The organism is Paraburkholderia steynii, from assembly GCF_900100565.1.
GTDB lineage: Bacteria > Pseudomonadota > Gammaproteobacteria > Burkholderiales > Burkholderiaceae > Paraburkholderia > Paraburkholderia terrae.
On the sequence record NZ_FNDI01000007.1, the window covers coordinates 174,943 to 193,731 of the forward strand.

Here is an 18,789-nt window from a genome sequence, read left to right on the forward strand (position 1 = left end):
GATCAGCCGACGAGCACTTTGCCGTTGCGCACGAATGGCAGTTTAACCACGCTGGCGGGAAGTGCCTTGTCACGGATCTGAACGTGGACGACGTCGCCCGGCTGCACGCCCTTCGGCACGCGCGCGAAGGCGATCGATTCCTGCATGGTCGGCGAGAACGTGCCGCTCGTGATTTCGCCTTCGCCAGCGGGCGTGACGACCTTCTGGTGCGCGCGCAGCACGCCAGCGGCCTTGCCGTTGTCCTTGTGCAGGATCAGGCCGACAAACGACGCCTGCGAACCGTCCGCTTCGAGCTTCGCGCGGCCGATGAAATCGCGCGGCGCGGTCAGATCGACCGTCCATGCGAGGCCGGCGTCGAGGGGCGACACGTTGTCGTCCATGTCCTGGCCGTACAGGTTCATGCCGGCTTCGAGGCGCAGCGTGTCGCGCGCGCCGAGACCGGCGGGACGCACGCCTTGTGCCTGCAGCGCGTTCCACAGCGCTTCGACGTGATCAGCGGGGACGATGATTTCGAAGCCGTCTTCGCCCGTGTAGCCGGTGCGCGCGACGGTCAGCTCGCCAAACGGCGTCTCGGTGACGCGCGCGGCGTTGAACGGCTTGAGGGCTTCGCTGGCAGCGCGAGCGTGGGGCACGGTCGCCCACACTTTTTCGCGCGCGTTCGGACCTTGCACGGCGACGATCGCGTAGTCGCGGCGCGGCTTGATGGTCAGGCCAAAGCCTTGTTCGTCATTGAGCTTGTTGAACCACGCGACGTCTTTCTCGGCCGTGCCGGCATTCACGACGACGCGGAAATGATCTTCGCCGAAGTAATAGACGATAAGATCGTCGATCACGCCGCCTTCGGGGTTGAGCAGGCAGGAGTAAAGGGCTTTGCCCGGGGCTTGCAGCTTGCCGACGTTGTTCGCCAGCGCGCGCTCGAAGAAAGCGCGTACGCGCTCGCCCGTGAAATCGACGACGCACATATGGGATACGTCGAACATGCCGGCGTCGGTGCGCACGGCGCGATGCTCTTCGATCTGCGAGCCGTAATTGACGGGCATGTCCCACCCGCCGAAGTCGACCATGCGGGCATTGAGCGCACGGTGCGTGGCGTGGAGCGGGGTGTGTTTGAGTTCGATCATCGGGGCCTCGGGGCGTCGCTAAACAGGAAAGGCCATGCGGCGAAACCCTCGCGGCCTGATCCCATCTCGGGCCAACGAGCGATAACTGCATGCCCCCTCTGTCCTCGATACCTGAGAGATTGCGCTGCCGTCAGCGAGTGCTGTCAGCGTGGCGCGCGCCCCTTCGGTGGGCAGCCTGCGCGTGCGGCTTAATGCACGGCGCTACTGCCGCTCTCCAGAGTGCGAAAAACGGGCGCTCATTCGAATGAGGTCACTATGACCAGATGACGAGCGGGTTTTTCGACGCGGTCGGTCCTTTTGCCTGAGAGTTTGCGGGTGTGCCCCTTCGGCGGCGCTGGCTGCTGCACGTTTCAGAAAACGACAGCGGACGGCGCGCTCTCCCGACGCGTGCGGCGAATGTACGCGAGGGCCTGAGGCTTGTCAATTCGAGCCCGTGAGGCCGCGCGGCTACGGCCCTGCGGCGGCGACGGATGCGGCCCTGGCGTCAAAAAAAGCGCTCTATGTTGGCCAGCGCTCACGGGCCGGGTCGCGCGTGATCGATGGAATTGGTGCCGAATACGCTGCCTGCTTGGGCAATTGCATTGCAAAGCAGCATCGGATACTTGCACATAGGCACCATGCGGCCTTTGTTTCCCAAACTCTCCGTTCTACCCATGAGCAAAGCGCACATCTACCAGATCTACTATTCGGAGCAAACCCGAAGCAATCTGGACAAGGGCTTCATTCCCCTCGACAACGTGGGTCAACGGCCGGACTGGAGCGAATACTGGCCGATCCGCAATTTCCTGCTCAACAACGACCTGGACGACGACGCGCTTTACGGCTTTCTGTCGCCGAAGTTCGCGTTGAAGACAAATCTCGAAGCGAGCGACGTTCACGCGTTTATCGCGAGCGTGCCGGAATCGACGGATGTCGTTTCGTTTTCGCCGTTCTTCGACGCCAGCGCATTGTTTTTGAACGTGTTTCAACATGGCGCGCTCGAGCATCCGAACGCGTGGCCGACTTTTGTCGAAGTCGCCGCGCTACTGACGCCGAGCGTCGATCTCAACACGCTGGTCATGGATTCGTCGAACACGGTCTTTTGCAATTACTTCGCTGCGAAGCCACGGTTCTGGCGGCACTGGCTGCGCCACGCCGAGATTGTCTTCAACGTCGCAGAGGCCAACCGGACCCCGCTCGCGCATGCGCTCAACTCGGGCACGCGGCACAACCTTCGAGAGTCGCCGGTGAAGGTGTTCGTCACTGAGCGTCTGGTCTCGCTGCTGCTCGCGACCGACCGAAGCTGGCGGACGATGTCGTACAACCCGATTGTCTTGCCGCTCCTCTATCAAAAGGCGCTGAAGGTCCCACAGGAACTGGTGATGCTCGATGCGCTCAAGCAGTCGGCCATCGCCACGGGGCGCGCCGAGTATCTCACCGTGTATCAGCAACTGCGGGAACGTGTCATAGCGGCGGCGATGGCGTGAACCGGGGCGGCACGCCGCCGCGTCTAGCGATTGCGTTATCGGTTGATCGCCGCCGACGCCGTATCCAGTTCCTCATTTAGCGCGCGCTGTTCGTCGCCGGAAAGTCCGCCGGCGTGTTGCGCAGCCATGTCGTGCGCTTCCTGGCGGATCGTGCCCAGACGACGATGAAGGGCGCCGCCTTCGGGCGGTGGGTAGTAGCCCTGGCTGACGCGGGCGTCGATGTGGCGGCCCATGTTGTCGATGCGGCCGTCCACCTGTTCGAGGCGCTTCACGGCCGCTTCATGCGGATTCGGCGCGGGACGCGGTTGAGCCGTTTGCTGCGGCGCGACCAAGCACGCCGCCAGCGACGACACCAGCGCGCAACAGCCAAGCGCGCGAACGATACGTTGCATAGGGTTCTCCTTTGTGATGGGGCCGTCTCGCTACGGTCCGTGTGCCCTGCGAGGCGGTTCGTACGGGTAGCAACGGCCGTCGAGCGGCGCGCGATGACGCACCACCCGACCATTTTTTAACTATCGATTGGCTGCAATCGGGGCGTCAGCCAAGGTTTTGCGTTCTGCAGAACCCTTGAAGGCGCAATGAAGGGCGCGACGACGATTTGTCCGTCAGCCAAGGCTGTGCGTTTTGCAAAAGCCTTGAGGGCGCATTGACGGCCGCAGCGGCGAACCAGCCGTCAGACGCCGCGCTTGAACGGCAGCCGTACGCCTTCCTGTTCGCTACGATTCGCAAGTTCGATGATCGTCATCACATCGACGGCGTCTTGCGCGCTGACCGGGAACGCGACGCCGTCGTGAACCGATGCCGACAGCGCCCGGTAGAAATCGACATAGACGCCATCGCGAGTCGGCAATTCACGCTCGACTTCCTGCTCCCCCTCGAGCAAGCGCAACGTGCCCGCTGCGTTGCCACCCCCGAAACCGGCATCGCCGGGACGCAGCCCGGCCTTCAACTGGTCTTCCTGTGTATCGAGCCCGACCTTCGCATAGCTACCACGCGTGCCGTGGATCGTGAAACGCGGCGCGACGATTGCCGTCAGCGCGCTCGCGTGCAGCACCACTTCATGGTTCGCGTAGCCGAGCAGCAGATGCACGTAATCCGGCGCGCCCGCGTTGTCGCGATACGCCTTCACCGTTGCATAGACCGTTTCGGGCACGCCGAACAGCGTCAACGCCTGATCGATCAGATGCGGGCCGAGATCGAACAGCAGGCCGCCGCCACGCGACGCCTCTTCGCGCCAGCGTTGCCGGATGCCCGGTCGAAAGCGGTCGAAGTGCGATTCGAAATGCGTGATGCGGCCGAGTTCGCCGCTCGCGATCAGTTCGCGCACGGTTATGAAATCGCCGTCCCAGCGACGGTTGTGGAACGGCGCGAACACCAGCCCCTTGCTTTGCGCGATATCGGCGAGCGTGCGGGCATCGGCGGCGGAGAGCGTGACGGGCTTGTCGACGACGACATGCTTGCCCGCTTCGAGCGTGCGGCGCGCGAGGTCGAAGTGCGTGTCGTTCGGCGTCGCGATCACGACGCATTCGATGTCCGACAGCGCGAGCAGCGCGTCGATATCGGCGACGATCGTGGCGTTCGGATAATCGGCGCGCGCCTTGTCCGGCTGGCCCGTGGCAATCGCGGCGACGCTCGCGCGTCCGCAGTGTTCGATCACCGGCGCGTGAAATGTGGCGCCGGCAAAGCCGTAGCCCATCAAGCCAATTTTCAGCGATGAAGACATGCGTGTTCCCTGCAGAACCGGCGCGCCGCGGGGGCGGCGCACAACGCCGCAATTTTGGCATAGCTGCGCTTTGCTCCGTCGCGCATCGGGCGGCGCGCGCCGCGCGGATCTCATCAGGAAGACATAAGCCGAGGCATTGGAAAGGGCATTCGTGTTAACATCGCGGTTCTCACGCGAACGGCAAAAAGCGCATGGAATCAATTGCGTGGCGCATCGGCGGCGGGTTGACGGCGCGCCGCGCGGCCACCTGATCCGACGCGTCGCCAGCGCCGTCTCGCTGCATGTTCTCGGGCCGTTCCTTGTGAATCGCGTCCTCAATCGACTACTCATCCACACACGATGTCCGCAGGCCTGAATTCCGCCCAAAGCGAAGCGGTGCGCTATCTCGACGGTCCGTGCCTCGTGCTCGCAGGCGCGGGTAGCGGCAAGACGCGCGTGATCACGCAGAAGATCGCGCACCTGATCGAAAACAAAGGCTTCGAGCCGCGCCATATCGCTGCCGTCACGTTCACGAACAAGGCCGCCGCCGAAATGCGCGAGCGCGTGAGCAAGCTGCTCGAAGGCAAGACGCTCACGACGCCCGGCAAGGAAGGCCGCAAGGTGCCCGTCAACCAGCTGACGGTGTCTACGTTCCATTCGCTCGGCGTGCAGATTCTGCGTCAGGAGGCGGAGCACGTCGGGCTGAAGCCCCAATTCTCGATCATGGATTCTGACGATTGCTTCGGCATGATCCAGGAGCAGGTCGGCTCGGCGGACAAGGGCTTCATCCGCAAGATCCAGACGATCATCTCGCTCTGGAAGAACGGGCTCATCATGCCGGACGAAGCGATGGCGATCGCATCGAACGAGGACGAGCATCAGGCGGCGATCGTCTATCGCAACTACGTCGCGACGCTGCACGCGTATCAGGCCGTCGATTTCGACGATCTGATCCGCCTGCCCGCCGAGCTGTTCAAGAACAACGAGCAGGTGCGCGACCGCTGGCAGAACAAGCTGCGCTATCTGCTGATCGACGAGTATCAGGACACCAACGCGTGTCAGTACGAACTGGTGAAACTGCTGGCGGGCCCGCGCGCCGCGTTCACGGCCGTCGGCGACGACGACCAGGCGATCTACGGCTGGCGCGGCGCGACGCTCGAAAACCTCGCGCAGCTCGGCAAGGATTTTCCGAAGCTGCACGTGATCAAGCTCGAGCAGAACTACCGCTCGACGGTCCGCATCCTGACGGCGGCGAACAACGTGATCGCGAACAATCCGAAGCTCTTCGAGAAGAAGCTGTGGTCCGAGCACGGCATGGGCGATTCGATTTCCGTCACCGGATGTAACGACGAAGAGCACGAAGCGGAGTCGGTCGTGTTTCGCCTGTCAGCGCACAAGTTCGAGCGGCGCGCGCAGTTTCGCGATTACGCGATCCTGTATCGCGGCAATTTCCAGGCGCGCATCTTCGAACAGGTGCTGCGCCGCGAGCGGATTCCGTATGTGCTGTCGGGCGGCCAGTCGTTCTTCGACAAGGCCGAGATCAAGGACATCTGCGCGTACCTGCGTTTGATCGCCAATGCCGACGACGATCCCGCGTTCATCCGCGCGATCACGACGCCGCGCAGAGGCGTCGGCAATACGACGCTCGAAGCGCTCGGCGCGTTCGCGGGGCAGGCGAAGGTGTCGCTGTTCGAGGCCGTGTACATGGGTGGCCTCGAGGCGCGGCTGTCGGCGCGTCAGGTCGAGCCGCTGCGCATGTTCTGCGATTTCATGCAGCGTCTGCGAGACCGGGCCGATAAGGATGCGGCGACGTCTGTGCTCGACGACATGATGGAAGCGATCCACTACGAAGCCTATCTGTACGACGCATTCGACGAGCGCCAGGCTCAGTCGAAATGGCAAAACGTGCTGGAGTTTCTGGAGTGGTTGAAGCGCAAGGGCACAAAGCCTGAACCGGCAGCGGGCACGGAACAGACGGGCTACGACAGCGCCGATGGTCTCGCCGACACCGGCAAGAATCTGCTCGGATTGATTCAGACGGTTGCGCTGATGTCGATGCTTGAGGGTAAGGACGAAGATCCCGATGCGGTGCGGTTGTCGACGGTGCATGCATCAAAGGGGCTGGAATATCCGCATGTGTTCCTGGTCGGCGTCGAGGAAGGCATCATGCCGCATCGGGGCGGCAGCGAAGACGACAGCCCGATCGACGATGAGCGCATCGAGGAAGAGCGTCGGCTGATGTATGTCGCGATTACGCGTGCGCAGCGCAGCTTGCATCTGAACTGGTGCAAGAAGCGCAAGCGGGCGCGTGAGACGGTGGTGTGCGAGCCGTCGCGCTTTATCCCCGAGATGGGGCTCGACGAAGCGCCGCCGCCGACGCCGGAAGAAGCGCCGATGTCGCCGAAGGATCGCCTCGCGAGTCTCAAGGCGCTGTTGCAGAAGGCTTGATCAGGCGAACGCACCCTGTGTGTGCATGCTGAAGGCATAAAAAATCCCCGCTCTTCGAGGCGGGGATTTTTGTTTGCGCGTTGAAAGATGCGCGGTGCTTATTTCGATGCGTTGACCATGTAATCGACGGCGGCCTTCACATCGGCGTCCGACGCGCTCGATCCGCCTTTCGGCGGCATCGCGCCCTTGCCGTGCAGCGCGTAGTTGTAGACGGTTTCCATCGGCTCCTTCAGGCGCGGCGCCCAGGCTTCCTTGTCGCCGAACTTCGGCGCGTTCAGCACGCCCGCCGCGTGACAGGCCTGGCAGACCTGCTGATACAGCGCCTTGCCCGCCTGCGATGCGTCCGCGCTCTGCGTCGCGCCCGATGCGGGCGCCGCCGCTTGCGGCACGTTGGCCATGGCGGCCATTGCGGCGGCGGCCTGGGTGCCTGCTGCATCGGAGGCGCCGGCTGCGCCTGATGCCGCTTCCGCGCCCGAAGCGGCCGCTGCGCCGGACGCGCCGGCCGGCCCTGCGGCCGGCTGACCGGGCACAGGCTTCGGCGGATCTGCGAACTTCGCGCCCGCGTTGTTCGCCATGTATGCGACGGCGAGGCCGATTTCGTAATCGCTGTAATCGTCCGGGCTCGTGCCGCCGCGCGCAGGCATTGCGCCCTTGCCCGTCAGCGCGTTGTGCCAGAGCGTATCGAAACCTTCGCCGATGCGCGGCGCCCAGTCGGCCGTGTTGGTGAACTTCGGCGCGCCTGCCGCGCCGGACGCGTGACACGTCGAACACACGGCTTTGTAGACTTCCTCGCCCGTTTTGTAGACGCGCGGCGCATTGGCGTCGCGGATGTCGACCTTGGCGAGGGGTTGGGTGCGCGCGTCGACTGCGGCATCGGACAGACCGTCGGTGCCCGCGCCCGTGCGGGTCGAGTTGTCGACGTAATAGGCGAGCAGAATGATGATGATGACGGGAACAGCAAAACCCGCGATGACTGCGGCGATCAGCTGTCCGGGGGTTTTGATCGGGGCTCCGTGTGGTGCTTCGCTCATGCTTGTCTCGTCTCCCGTGGGTATTGTGAGCGGTACAGCGCGACGGCAACAACTTTGTTCTTGATCAGCCACGGACGATTATAGACGGAAGGTTTCAGCGTCGGCGAGCGGGCCCGGGAGGTGTTCAGTAGGCGTTTACGCGAACATTTTTTGGGTTTGTTGCGTGGCTGGCCGGAGTCGGCGAACCGTTCCGGGCCGTGCGACGGCGTCCGGCGCCCCGCGCCAGCCCGCTCGCGGTGGACGGGCCGTCCGAAACCGGGTATGCTCTCGGTCTCGCTTTAGCGCCATATCTCGCATCAACTGCGTGATTTTGCAGCGCTTTTTGCCGAATGCGCCCGTAGCTCAATGGATAGAGTACTGCCCTCCGAAGGCAGGGGTTGCTGGTTCGATCCCAGCCGGGCGCGCCAAACCTGCAACGGGTTTGGCAATTCTTCGCTGCTGCTTCTCCCGCATCACCGCTTTCCTTTTCCGCTGCGTCGACGTTTTAGCCCGCTTCGCAGGCGACATGCGTTCGTCAGTCCCTCCCGTTGCCGGAGGTATCCGACGCTGCTGCGTCATTTCTGACGGTCCCGGCTACGCCAACCCACTCCTCCATCAACGCCTTCCATCCTCGCCAATCCCGGTCTACATACCGATCCGTGCAATTGGCAAGACTTTCACCATCATTTCCGCGCTTTGCGCGCCCGGCATCCCGGGGATACTTCTTTCCTGGAAACGGGAGATAGCATCCTTCTATCGGCTCGGCGTAGAGCTTGGCCGATACGGTCGCATGTGAGGGAATCTTCTTTTCGACATTGCGCATGCGCGAAAGCGACGCGCTTGCATCCGCCTGCCCACAACCCCACGTCTAAGGGTTCGGCTTTGTCCGGACCGTTCTGAAAAACAGAGGAATTCGCCATGAGCGAGAACAAACCCAAAGAGGGCATCAACCGGTTTGGCCAGAAGACCATCACGATGATTCCCGTCGAAGCGCCGCTCAACCCGAATCCCGGGCATAAGCTGCGCACGTCCAACGTCATCGTGAACCGTCAGGCGCTATCGAGCGGCGAAACACTCATTGACAGCAGCAGGCTCGACAAGGTTGCGGGTCAGAAGATCGAGTTTTACAGCGAGGGCAATCAGGTGGGTGTGATCCGGGTTGCGGATCAGGAAGAAGGAGGCCCGGTGCCCAATCAGTTTACGGGGCCAAGCTACCGCAATCCGCGTCAGCGTTTTCGCTTCGATGGCCACAAGATGATGCATCACCTCGACCGCCTCCTCGCCTGGGAGCGAGGCGAGCGCTTCGCGCCCGTGCATATCGACATGGGCCTGACGAAGTTTTGCAATACCGCATGCCTTTACTGTTACGCGGTGGTTCAGAACATGACAAGGGGTACGCTGATCGAGCGCGAAGCGCTGCTCTCTTACATTGAAGACTGCGGCCGTCTCGGCGTGCGCTCGATCGGCTTCATCGGCGACGGCGAACCGACGCTCAATCCGGCGCTGTACGATGCGACAGTGAGGGCTGGCGAACTCGGCGTCGACACGTCGATGGCGACGAACGGTCTTCTGCTCGACATGGACCGCGCTCATGACCTGCTGAAGAACATGAGCTGGATCCGTTTCAATTTGTCGGCCGGCACCCGCGAAGGTTTCCGGCGTGTTCATCAATCGAAGGAAGAGAACTTCGATCTGCTCATCGAGAAGATCCGTGCGCTGGTCCAGATCAAGAAGCAGTATGGATACAAGTGCACACTCGGGTTGCAGATGGTCCTCATTCCCGAATGCTTCGACGAAGTGCTTCCGGAGGCGCGGCTTGGTGCCGAGCTGGGTGTCGACTACTTCGTCATCAAGCATTGCTCCGATTCGGAATACAAAGAGATCGGTATCAATTACGAGGACTATCTGACGATTGGCGACGTGCTCAAGGAAGCCGAGAGCTACTCGACGGCCGATTACGTCGTCCAGGCCAAATGGAACAAGATCAACGCAGCGTCCGAGTCCGCCCTCTATAAGAACGGTATTCGCAAGTACGATGTCTGCCACGGAACGCCCTTCCTGCTGCAGATTTCCGGCAACGGAAAGGTCTACCCGTGTGGTCCCTTCTTCAACAAGGAGCGCTTCTACATCGGCGATCTGCACGAGCAGTCGTTCTTTGACATGGTGATGGGCGACCGGTATTGGGCCGTGCATCGCGACGTCACCGAATCGGTCGACGTGCACAAGGACTGCGCGATAGGCTGCCGGCAGGACTACGTCAACAAGTTCCTTTGGGATCTGAAGAATCCGCCGGAGCACGTCAATTTCATCTGACGTCGTAACCTGAATCGGGTCGCGAGTAGCGGCCCGGCGTCATTGCAGCAGCAGTGGAAATACGACACGCCGAAGGCTGGACACCGATCCGGGCTTCGGCGTGTTTTTTCATGAGCAATCGCTGACTGAACCGCGAACCAGCATCGGTTGGCTTCGACCGACAACCGTCCATTCACGTCGATGCAGCTTAAAAAAGATGAAGGGGCGCGTGTATCTCGCCCCTTCTTGTGCCCCTTCTCTGCGAGTTAGCTATACGCCAACGAAGCTTGAGTCGGATGGTCGGCAGCAAGCACTCTTGCGCGTAGCTCCTTGATCATCGGAACGCCGAGGTCATCGTATCGGCTGTAAATGATCTCGAAGTCGCGACGCATTCCGTGCCACGCCTTCATGGTCCGCGAATCCGGCTCAGGGTTGTCGCGCGGCCGCTGACGCACCTGGACGGTCGCGTCGGCGAAGTGCACGAAAGGTATCGCGCGGGACATGCGAATCAACATATCCCAATCTTCATGCGATGCCAACGCCTCATCGAAATCACCGACCGTATCCAGGACCGATCGCGGGTGAGCAATCGTATTGACGGGAATGTAGTTGAATACCTGCAGCCTGTTGAAGTCGTATGCCTGACAGCCCATGAGCGTGGCTTTGAGGTCGAAGCGCAAACCACACTTGATCTGTTCGCTGATCCGGTGTGCATTGCCGAACACGAGCGCGCCCGGATTCTTCGTTGCTTCCTGGTGCAATCTGGCAAGGTGGTGCCCATACATCACATCGTCGTCGTCGAGATACACGATGTATTGCCCACGCGCCAACTTGAGACCGAGGTTGCGTGCTGCCGCTACGCCACGGTTCGGTTGGCGAATGTAGGTCACGTCGATATCACGGCCAGCCCAATCGACGACCGTTTCCTGAGACACGCCGCCATCGTTCACCACGATCACTTCGAAATCGCGAAAGCTCTGTTCGGCAATGCTTTGCAACGCGTTGATCGCAAGCTGCGGCCGGTCGTAAATCGACAGGATCACGGTGAAGAAATAGTTCGTCGACCGGGCCCCTTCGACCACGGGTGCGACCGCGCGTGCAACGACAGCTTGCGCGGCCGCGTCTTGCGAAACTGCCGCGGGTGCTTTGCGCGACTTATATTCGGTGGCGATCTGGTTGATGTTCGACAGTACTTCATTGGCCTTCACTTTGGCCGCTTCGACTCGCTCTGGAACGTCGGGCAACGCGTGCGTCTGAAAGTACTGGAACTTGGAAAAATACAGCGTGGCGATTCCGTCCAGATTCGGCATGAGGCGCCCGACGGATTCCGGCGTGAAGTAGCGCTGCAGAAGAATCGAGTGCTCGAAAAACGCGATACCCGACCGGCTGTACCGGTCTCCTGACGAAGCTTGCGCACCGTGTACCCGGAACACGGAAATGTTTCTGTTGACGTACGCACTCTTTACGCCCTTGTGCGACAGGTGCAGCATCAGGTCCCAGTCGGTCGCCCTGAAGAATCGCTCTGACTCGAAAGCGGAAAGCGATACATCGAAAAATTCCTGATCCGCGATCACATCCCTGCGAAACATCGACGCAGAGATGTTGATGTAAAGGTCATGCTTCAACAGATCCGGAAACTCGTCGCGCGTGCCAGCGTAATCGCGATCGAGCCATCCCGGATGCTGAAGCGGGAGGTGTTGATTCGCTTCGTCAAGCATCGTGTAGCGACCGAATGCATAGCCGCACTCCGGGTGCCCGTCCAGGATGTCCTTGAGCGTTCGCAGGCTGCCTGGAGCCAGCATATCGTCTGCGCCTAGCAGGACGACGTATTCGCCTCGGGCGCGTTTCATCCCCTGATTGATGTTGAGGATGGCGCCGAGATTCATCTCATTGCAGAAATATTGAACACGACCGTCGTCGCGAGCAAAACGCTCGACGACTTCTTTCGTATCGTCGGTCGAGCAGTCGTCGCAGACGATCACTTCGATATCTTCAATGTCCTGTGACACGATGCTATTGATGGCATCGGTGAGGTACCGCGCATAGTTGTAGGCAGGGATGACGATCGAGATCACGTTTGCCAGTTTCCATTCAAGAGTTGAGCAAGGCCATGCCGCTCGATAGCGGCTGCCTTGCTCTTGAGATGTGAAGTCGTCCGTATGTCAGAACGGACCGGTGAACCATTTGCCGGGGACATCGTGATGTTCCCGCGCGGGTGGCAATGCGTCGAGTGGCGGCGAGGCGAGACCCATCATCCTTGCGACCGCGGTCACGATATCGGCTGCCTCTGTATAGAACTCTTTGGTGAGACCGTAGCTGGTCGGCTCGGGACAATCGGGCGCCGTGAGCCTCGCAGGCGGGCAGCGAAAATGCGACCAATGCGTCATCGTCAGCCGGGCAATGATTTCGCCCGCGACGGAACCCGTTGCCGCGCCGGTGTCGAGAACCAGCAGGCGCCCCGTCTTGCGCAGCGAGCTTTCGATGGTGGCCATGTCTAGAGGCTTGATTGTGCGAAGATCGATGAGATCGCAGTGAATGCCGGCCGTCGCCAATGCGCGGCATGCGTGCTGTGCTTCCGCAACCAGATACGACATGGCGACGATCGTTACCGCGTCGCCCTCGTGCACGCGGCGTGCCTTGCCGATTGGCACACGCACGTCGCCGGGTTCGACGTCGCCCGTCGCCGGATGCACCCAGCGATGCTCGAGAAAAACGACGGGGTCGTCATCGAAAATCGACGACAGCAGTAAGCCCTTCGCGTCTGCGGCGGTGGCGGGCATCACCACCTTGAGACCGGGCACATGCGCAAACCACGCCTGCAGATTCTGCGAATGCGTCGGTCCCTGCCCCCAGCCTCTGCCGAGGATAAGTCGCAGCGTCAGCGGCACGCGGTGTCGTTCGCCAAATGTGTAGCGCCATTTCGCGGCGTTGTTGACGAGTTGATCCATCGCCAGCAGAAAAAAGTCGAGGCGCTGATGACACATGACAGGACGGAGACCGCCGAGCGCGGCGCCGACAGCCACGCCCGTCATCGCGTTTTCCGAGGTCGGCATATCGAATACACGCCCCGCTCCGAACCGTTGCTGCAATTCAGCCGTCGTGCCGAAAATCGTCTTTGGGTCGTCGACCCCCAGGCCGTAGCAGATCATGGACGGGTCTTGCTCCATCGCCACATGCATTGCTTCGTTGATCGCCTGGGCTGCGTTGATGTGGCTCATCAGAAGACTCCAAGGTCAGTGGCGTAGATGCCCGTCTGCGCCGACGATGCCGGCGGAAACGGCGCGGCGTCCGCGCCTACGAATGCGGCCTCGATCCGTCGCGCCAGGTCCTGCTCAACCTGTTCGAGCCAGCGTTCGTCCGCGCCACTGCGCGCAACCTGCTTGAGCAGTGGGTCTTGTTCCTTCCACTTCTGCAATTCCCCTTCGGGGCGGTAATTCAGCTGATCGTCGTCGTATGGCCCGCAATGCTCCAGCCAGCGATAAGTTGACATTTCAATGAAGCACGGCCCATCACCCGCTCTGATTCGCGCAGCGGCTTCTTTTGCCACCTCGTACACCGCTTCCACGTCATTGCCATCGACCGACGCGCTCCACAAACCGATAGCGCTGGCAAAAGCTGTCAGCGAACGTCCGGCGGGTTGTCTCTTCGACAAGGGACTGTAGACGGAATAAAGATTGTTTTCGCAGGCGAAAAGAACAGGCAGCTTGCGCACCGCGGCGAAGTTTGCGCTTTCGAAGAAAACGCCTTCTTCCGTCGCGCCGTCGCCAAGGAAGACGCAAGTGAGATCGCCGGATTGACGCAGCTGTTGCGCCAACGCCATGCCGACACCAACGGGAATGCTATTGCCGACGATGGCAGTACTGGCGAGAAATCCCGCGTCAAGATCGGACAGGTGCATGGAACCGCCGCGGCCGCCGCAGCAACCGGTCGCCTTACCGTGCAGCTCCGCGATCAACGCGTCGAGATCGCCGCCTTTCGCCAGGTAGTGAGCATGCGAGCGGTGCGTACTCACAGCCTGGTCTCGTGAAGTCAATGCGTGCGCGATTCCTACGGCAGCCGCCTCCTGGCCAATCGACAAATGCACCGGGCAGCGCATCTTTTGAAGGGGATAGTGGCGTGCAATGGCCTCTTCGACCCGACGGACCAACAGCATGCGCTCGAGTAGTGCGAGCGAAAGCGGTGACGATGCCATGATCAGATGAAGTTCATGTGGGGAACGGACTGATTCACCAGTCTGTCGAGATACCGGTTAACCTCATCCATGCGGCAGTTCTTTCTGCAATCCTGGATGTTCAACTGGTTTCGCACGAAGTTGAAATTCTCCTTGCGACGTTCGCCTTCCCAGATATCCTGAAAAGACGATGCGTTGAGGTTGCCGTATTCAAACTTCTTGTCGAGGAGATAAGCGCTGCACCCGTACACGCTTCCGTCTGCCATCACGTAGCCCCAGACGAACGGCGTTGCGTGGCACTTCTTGTAACGTTGCTCGGGCTTCTCCAGATACTTCTGCATGGTATGGCTGCGGAAAATCAGCTGGAATTCGCTGGTGCTCATTCCGTCGAGCTGCTTCTCCATAGCCAGGTACGGGTTGTAGTCGATACCCTCGTATTGATGTGTCTCGCTATACAGATGTTGCGAGTACGGCTTGATCACCAGATAGTCCGCGCCGATCTCATCGCGGCAAATACGTGCGAGCTCCGGCATATCGGCCGCATTCTCGGGCAGAAGCACGGCCTGCACGCCGATCGTGCAGTTGATGCCATGCTGGCGCTTGAACGCCACTGCGTGCTTCAGATTGTCGACCACTCGCTGGAAATCACGCTCCTTGGTCCGGTGAATCGCCGCATACGATGCTGCCGTACCCGCATTGAGGGAGACTTTGATCCACGAGACTTTATCGAGCGAACGCTCGACGAACTCGCTGTTCAACAGCACGCCGTTTGTCGTGAACGAAACGTCGATTCCGGACGAATGCGTCAACGCGACGATGTCATTGATCTTCTTGTGCAACAACGGCTCGCCTTCACCGGCGAACATGATGCTTTTCACGCCAAGCCGCCCCATTTCGGGCAGGCGGTGCTGCAGCATCTCATAGTCGAGCATCACGGCTTTGTACCCGATGTAGTCGACTGCGCAGAACGTGCAACGGTGATTGCACGCACCCACGGGAGAGAGTTCGAGATAGATGGGGTAAATGCTTTTCGCCTTAGCCCAGTCGTCGCCGGATTCGATCACATCCGCGACGCGTCGCGGATGGTAAATCAGCTTGTGACTATCGATGAGAAATGTGTCCATGACTAGTCCGTCATTTTAGAAGGGTGGTCGCGTACTTTGCGAACAGAACAGGGTCGACAGGCTCACGATTGCAGACGATCTGCACATCGAGAGCCGCCGCGATGCTCCCCGCAAGAATTGCGATTTCGGATGGCGCGCCTGCCGCCATGCACGGTCCCGCAAGCGACAGAAAGGCATCGCCCGCGCCAATCCGGTCGACGACATGGGACGACAGCGCAGGTATCGCTACAGGCTTGGCTTCAGTGACGATCAAAGCGCCAAGCGACCCGCGCGTGACGGCCATCGCCTTGCCGTTCAGTTTCGCGAGGACATCCGCTGCCACGTCTTCGATATTCGAATGCCGATCGTGAACGGCGAGTCGCGCCTCCGGTTCATTCAGGCAGATGAAGTCGGCCTTAGGGTATCGAGTGACGCTGTGATACCCGCGATTTCCACTGTTGATTTGCGTATTGAGCGCCAGAAAGCGCGCGTGCTTCGAAATGGCGGCGGCCATTTTTCGACCAATCAGCCCATTGCCGAAGTCCGGCACGATGACAGCATCGTACTTGTCCGCAAATTGTTCGATCCAGTTGCAGAAGTCGTGCTCCAGTTCCGAATCGCCCTGTTCTTCCCCACCCAGATAGATTTCGAACAGACGTTGCAGGTCCTGGTCGACAAAGCGCCGCTTGATCAGCGTCGGCGCTTTCTTGAAATGCCGGCACTCGAGCGTGACGTTGTCGCGCAACTTGCTTTTGACGTATTCGAGCGAGTCATCGTATTTGCCGAGTGCCGTGAGCAGCGTCACTTCGCGCGCGAACCCGGCGACGTGATTGGCAACCGCGATCGAACCTCCCGCAAACCGTTCTTCGCTATGAAAGCGCACGGCAAGCGAGTTTCCCTTCCCCGTCTGGCCGAGCGCATTGACGTAGTGATACTCGTCGAGAATGGCATCACCTATCACAAGCACCCGCATGTTGGAGAGCGAGTGAACCTGCGCGAGGAAGCGATCGAGCGGACAGTCCTGCTTGAAGCGCTCAAGGAACAGGCGTGTCTCTTCCGGCAAGACATCGAAATGGTTGTTCAGCAGTTTGGTCGAACTGAAGGTGAGTTCGTCCGTGAAGTAGACTTCTCCGGCGTGCCTGCGGACGGCTTCTACCTCACGCGAAATATTGCCGCTCGCATCCTGACTGGCATCGATATAGTCGCTGCCCTTAACATACAGATGCGGTCGAATCTGATTGATCGCCGGAATGGCCGTTTCAGCGTCGCTGACTGCGAGATAGTCTACGCAGGCCAACGCTGCCAGGCTTTCCAGCCTGAGCGTGTCGGGAAACACAGGGCGATTGGGTCCTTTGCGCACGAAGGCGTCGGAAGTCACGGTGACGACCAGCATCTCGCCAAGGCTGCGCGCATGCTGCAAATGCTTGATATGCCCGGCGTGCATCAGGTCGAACGTGCCGTGACAATGAATGACCTTGAGGCCGTCGTGACTTGCGCGTCGGGACAGTTCGCCAAGTTCTTCAAGGCTTTTGATCTTGGATGTGCTCATTTTGCATCGGCCAAAGCGTCAGAGAGGTAATGAAGAACGAACTGGTGACCCACTTCCACTTCGCCGTAGTCGGCGGACGGCAACCAGACGTTCACGGTTCCTTTCGACTGAAGCGGATTGTCGGGAGAGAAGCCCGACAACGTAATGACGTCTGCCTCACGCGACATGGCGACATCGACTGCAGCAAGGATGTTTTTGGAGGCGCCGGAACTGCTGACCGCGATCAGGACATCTCGTGGCTTCAGGTAGCGCTCCGCGAGCAATGCGTATGCGTTTTCGTAACCGTAGTCATTGCTCATGCAGGTCAGCAGCGACGGTTCGTGCAGGACATGTGCGCGAACCCGGGCCTTGTTGACGAGATCGTTGTGAACGTGAGCGACCAACGCCGCACTACCGCCATTCCCGATTAGATACACATCGGACGATTCGCGTTGCGCTCGCTGCAGAATGGAGAGCGCGCATCGCAGGCCTTCTTCCAGACTGACGCTGGGTTGCGCGGGCACCATCACCTGGGTTTCTTTCAAAACGCGCTGAAACTGGTTCAACGCGGACAAGAAGTTCTCTGTATTCATGCTTCGCGTCCCAGATGATTGAACCAGGTGCGGGTAGCTTCGGCGATGGATTCGGAGGTCCATACCGGCGCGCTTGCCCAGTCATTGATGCAGCCCAGCATGGCGTTGACGCCTTCTTCGAAGGTCGTTCTGGGTGCCCATTCAAGTTGCTCGCGGATCGCGCGCGTATCGGCAAACGTGCAGTCGGGTTCGCCGGGGCGCTTGGGAATGTAGGTGCGTTCGCAGTCGAGCAGATCGACCAGCCGGTTGATGCTGTAGTGATTGCCGCTGCCGACGTTGAATATCTCCCCGCTCAAAGACGACTGGGCCGCGGCGAGAAAGGCTCGAGCGACGTCGCTGACGAACGTGAAGTCGCGCGTTTGTTCGCCGTCGCCGACAATGGTCACAGGCAGGCCTTTCAGGCGCTGCGCGAGAAATACGCCAAACACGGCGCCGTATGCGCCATTCGTTCGCGAGCGCGGTCCGTAGACGTTGAAGAGCCGAAGGGACAGTGCAGGCAACTGATAGACCTTTGCCCAATGCATCACCAACTGTTCACCCATTGCCTTGGTCAGCGCGTACGGATATTCGGGCTTGACGGGTGCGCTTTCAGGTGTCGGATAAACGTCAGGGATGCCGTAACACGACGACGAAGCCGTATAGATGAAGCGCTTCGCGCCATGCCGGCGGGCCGCTTCCAGAACATTCAACGTTCCGGATACGTTGACGTCGTAGTAGTCGGTCGGCTGCTCGATCGACGGCACGATGTCGGAGCGGCCGGCGAGGTGCAACACCCAGTCGACGCCTTCGAAGTATTGCCCGATGCTCTCGCGATGCCGGATATCCGCCTGGACGAAACGAAACTTCGGGTTGGCGGCAAGCGAAGACACGTTGCGTTCAGATCCCGTCGAAAGATCATCAAGCCCGATGACCTCGTGTCCTTCCTTGAGGAATAGCTCGCACACGTGGCTGCCGATAAAGCCCGCCGCCCCTGTTACTAGAACTCGCATACACACCCTTATGACGCTTGAAAGCGTCTAATCCGGTCGAAATACCTTGTGGGACATCGCAGCACGCCAACCGCCAACCGGTTTGGAGTCGCGCTGCAAACCTTGGCGAGGCGGACTGTCACGCGTCATAGCGCCACGCTTTAAGGGTTCGCGCGGCTGCACCGCACAGGGAACTGATTTATTTCACGGTGGCAGTATCGGGGAGATCGTCGCAACTCGAGACGGGGAAAAAACACCCAAAACAGGTCCAAATTGGACAATTGACCGGACTCGTGTTCATGTCCGACGCCGGGTGATGCGTTGGTTTGCCGGAATTAGGGGTATTTAGCCGGCTTGATCCGCCGATCGAAGTGCACAAGTGGCCAA

General features: G+C 60.4%; 14 protein-coding genes, 1 tRNA gene and 2 riboswitches. Of the genes, 4 read left to right on the plus strand and 11 right to left on the minus strand.

The window, feature by feature from the left end; all coding sequences use genetic code 11:
• Positions 1-2: 2 nt before the first annotated feature.
• The gene (gene gcvT, locus BLT65_RS15070) at positions 3-1,121 is read right to left on the minus strand and encodes a glycine cleavage system aminomethyltransferase GcvT (protein ID WP_091778790.1); all 1,119 of its coding nucleotides are present in this window, start codon (positions 1,119-1,121) and stop codon (positions 3-5) included.
• A gap of 88 nt (positions 1,122-1,209) precedes the next feature.
• Positions 1,210-1,349: riboswitch (glycine riboswitch) on the minus strand.
• A gap of 51 nt (positions 1,350-1,400) precedes the next feature.
• Positions 1,401-1,514, minus strand: a riboswitch (glycine riboswitch).
• A 260-nt stretch (positions 1,515-1,774) separates the two neighbouring features.
• Here gcvT and BLT65_RS15075 point away from each other — a divergent pair.
• Positions 1,775-2,587, plus strand: coding sequence for a hypothetical protein (locus tag BLT65_RS15075; protein WP_091778792.1), 813 nt, complete (start codon positions 1,775-1,777; stop codon positions 2,585-2,587).
• A gap of 35 nt (positions 2,588-2,622) precedes the next feature.
• Here BLT65_RS15075 and BLT65_RS15080 read toward each other — a convergent pair whose 3' ends face one another.
• On the minus strand, positions 2,623-2,979 hold the full coding sequence (locus tag BLT65_RS15080; protein ID WP_091778794.1) for a hypothetical protein: 357 nt from the start codon (positions 2,977-2,979) through the stop codon (positions 2,623-2,625).
• Positions 2,980-3,260: 281 nt separating this feature from the next.
• Entirely contained in the window at positions 3,261-4,310 is a 1,050-nt protein-coding gene (locus BLT65_RS15085; RefSeq protein ID WP_091778986.1) for an oxidoreductase, read from the minus strand.
• A 339-nt stretch (positions 4,311-4,649) separates the two neighbouring features.
• On the opposite strand from BLT65_RS15085, the gene BLT65_RS15090 reads away from it, so the two are divergent.
• Positions 4,650-6,737: a UvrD-helicase domain-containing protein gene (locus BLT65_RS15090; protein WP_091778796.1), complete on the plus strand. Its 2,088-nt coding sequence runs from the start codon at positions 4,650-4,652 to the stop codon at positions 6,735-6,737.
• 98 nt (positions 6,738-6,835) lie between these two features.
• Here BLT65_RS15090 and BLT65_RS15095 read toward each other — a convergent pair whose 3' ends face one another.
• Positions 6,836-7,768, minus strand: a complete 933-nt coding sequence (locus BLT65_RS15095; protein ID WP_091778798.1) for a c-type cytochrome — start codon at positions 7,766-7,768, stop codon at positions 6,836-6,838.
• A 331-nt stretch (positions 7,769-8,099) separates the two neighbouring features.
• On the opposite strand from BLT65_RS15095, the gene BLT65_RS15100 reads away from it, so the two are divergent.
• Positions 8,100-8,175, plus strand: a tRNA-Arg gene (locus BLT65_RS15100).
• A gap of 490 nt (positions 8,176-8,665) precedes the next feature.
• On the plus strand, positions 8,666-10,060 hold the full coding sequence (locus tag BLT65_RS15105; RefSeq protein ID WP_091778800.1) for a radical SAM protein: 1,395 nt from the start codon (positions 8,666-8,668) through the stop codon (positions 10,058-10,060).
• 245 nt (positions 10,061-10,305) lie between these two features.
• Here BLT65_RS15105 and BLT65_RS15110 read toward each other — a convergent pair whose 3' ends face one another.
• From BLT65_RS15110 to BLT65_RS15140, 7 genes are all read right to left on the minus strand, one after another.
• Complete coding sequence (locus tag BLT65_RS15110; RefSeq protein WP_091778802.1) at positions 10,306-12,114, minus strand: glycosyltransferase family 2 protein; 1,809 nt, start codon at positions 12,112-12,114, stop codon at positions 10,306-10,308.
• Positions 12,115-12,201: 87 nt separating this feature from the next.
• Complete coding sequence (locus tag BLT65_RS15115) at positions 12,202-13,257, minus strand: alpha-ketoacid dehydrogenase subunit beta (protein WP_091778804.1); 1,056 nt, start codon at positions 13,255-13,257, stop codon at positions 12,202-12,204.
• Positions 13,257-14,231: a thiamine pyrophosphate-dependent dehydrogenase E1 component subunit alpha gene (locus BLT65_RS15120; protein WP_091778805.1), complete on the minus strand. Its 975-nt coding sequence runs from the start codon at positions 14,229-14,231 to the stop codon at positions 13,257-13,259. The genes BLT65_RS15115 and BLT65_RS15120 overlap by 1 nt, the downstream gene beginning before the upstream one ends.
• 2 nt (positions 14,232-14,233) lie before the next feature.
• On the minus strand, positions 14,234-15,334 hold the full coding sequence (locus BLT65_RS15125) for a radical SAM protein (RefSeq protein WP_091778807.1): 1,101 nt from the start codon (positions 15,332-15,334) through the stop codon (positions 14,234-14,236).
• Positions 15,335-15,344: 10 nt separating this feature from the next.
• A complete protein-coding gene (locus BLT65_RS15130; protein ID WP_091778809.1) occupies positions 15,345-16,862 on the minus strand; it encodes a PfkB family carbohydrate kinase in 1,518 nt (505 codons plus the stop codon).
• Complete coding sequence (locus BLT65_RS15135) at positions 16,859-17,416, minus strand: SIS domain-containing protein (RefSeq protein ID WP_167306490.1); 558 nt, start codon at positions 17,414-17,416, stop codon at positions 16,859-16,861. The genes BLT65_RS15130 and BLT65_RS15135 overlap by 4 nt, the downstream gene beginning before the upstream one ends.
• 14 nt (positions 17,417-17,430) lie before the next feature.
• Positions 17,431-18,423, minus strand: coding sequence for an SDR family oxidoreductase (locus BLT65_RS15140; RefSeq protein WP_091778813.1), 993 nt, complete (start codon positions 18,421-18,423; stop codon positions 17,431-17,433).
• Positions 18,424-18,789: the final 366 nt, after the last annotated feature.

Coding starts and splice junctions, on each gene's coding strand:
- gcvT (WP_091778790.1), bottom strand. CDS start 1,121: ATGATCGAACTCAAACACACCCCGCTCCACGCCACGCACCGTGCGCTC.
- BLT65_RS15075 (WP_091778792.1), top strand. CDS start 1,775: ATGAGCAAAGCGCACATCTACCAGATCTACTATTCGGAGCAAACCCGA.
- BLT65_RS15080 (WP_091778794.1), bottom strand. CDS start 2,979: ATGCAACGTATCGTTCGCGCGCTTGGCTGTTGCGCGCTGGTGTCGTCG.
- BLT65_RS15085 (WP_091778986.1), bottom strand. CDS start 4,310: ATGTCTTCATCGCTGAAAATTGGCTTGATGGGCTACGGCTTTGCCGGC.
- BLT65_RS15090 (WP_091778796.1), top strand. CDS start 4,650: ATGTCCGCAGGCCTGAATTCCGCCCAAAGCGAAGCGGTGCGCTATCTC.
- BLT65_RS15095 (WP_091778798.1), bottom strand. CDS start 7,768: ATGAGCGAAGCACCACACGGAGCCCCGATCAAAACCCCCGGACAGCTG.
- BLT65_RS15105 (WP_091778800.1), top strand. CDS start 8,666: ATGAGCGAGAACAAACCCAAAGAGGGCATCAACCGGTTTGGCCAGAAG.
- BLT65_RS15115 (WP_091778804.1), bottom strand. CDS start 13,257: ATGAGCCACATCAACGCAGCCCAGGCGATCAACGAAGCAATGCATGTG.
- BLT65_RS15120 (WP_091778805.1), bottom strand. CDS start 14,231: ATGGCATCGTCACCGCTTTCGCTCGCACTACTCGAGCGCATGCTGTTG.
- BLT65_RS15125 (WP_091778807.1), bottom strand. CDS start 15,334: ATGGACACATTTCTCATCGATAGTCACAAGCTGATTTACCATCCGCGA.
- BLT65_RS15130 (WP_091778809.1), bottom strand. CDS start 16,862: ATGAGCACATCCAAGATCAAAAGCCTTGAAGAACTTGGCGAACTGTCC.
- BLT65_RS15140 (WP_091778813.1), bottom strand. CDS start 18,423: ATGCGAGTTCTAGTAACAGGGGCGGCGGGCTTTATCGGCAGCCACGTG.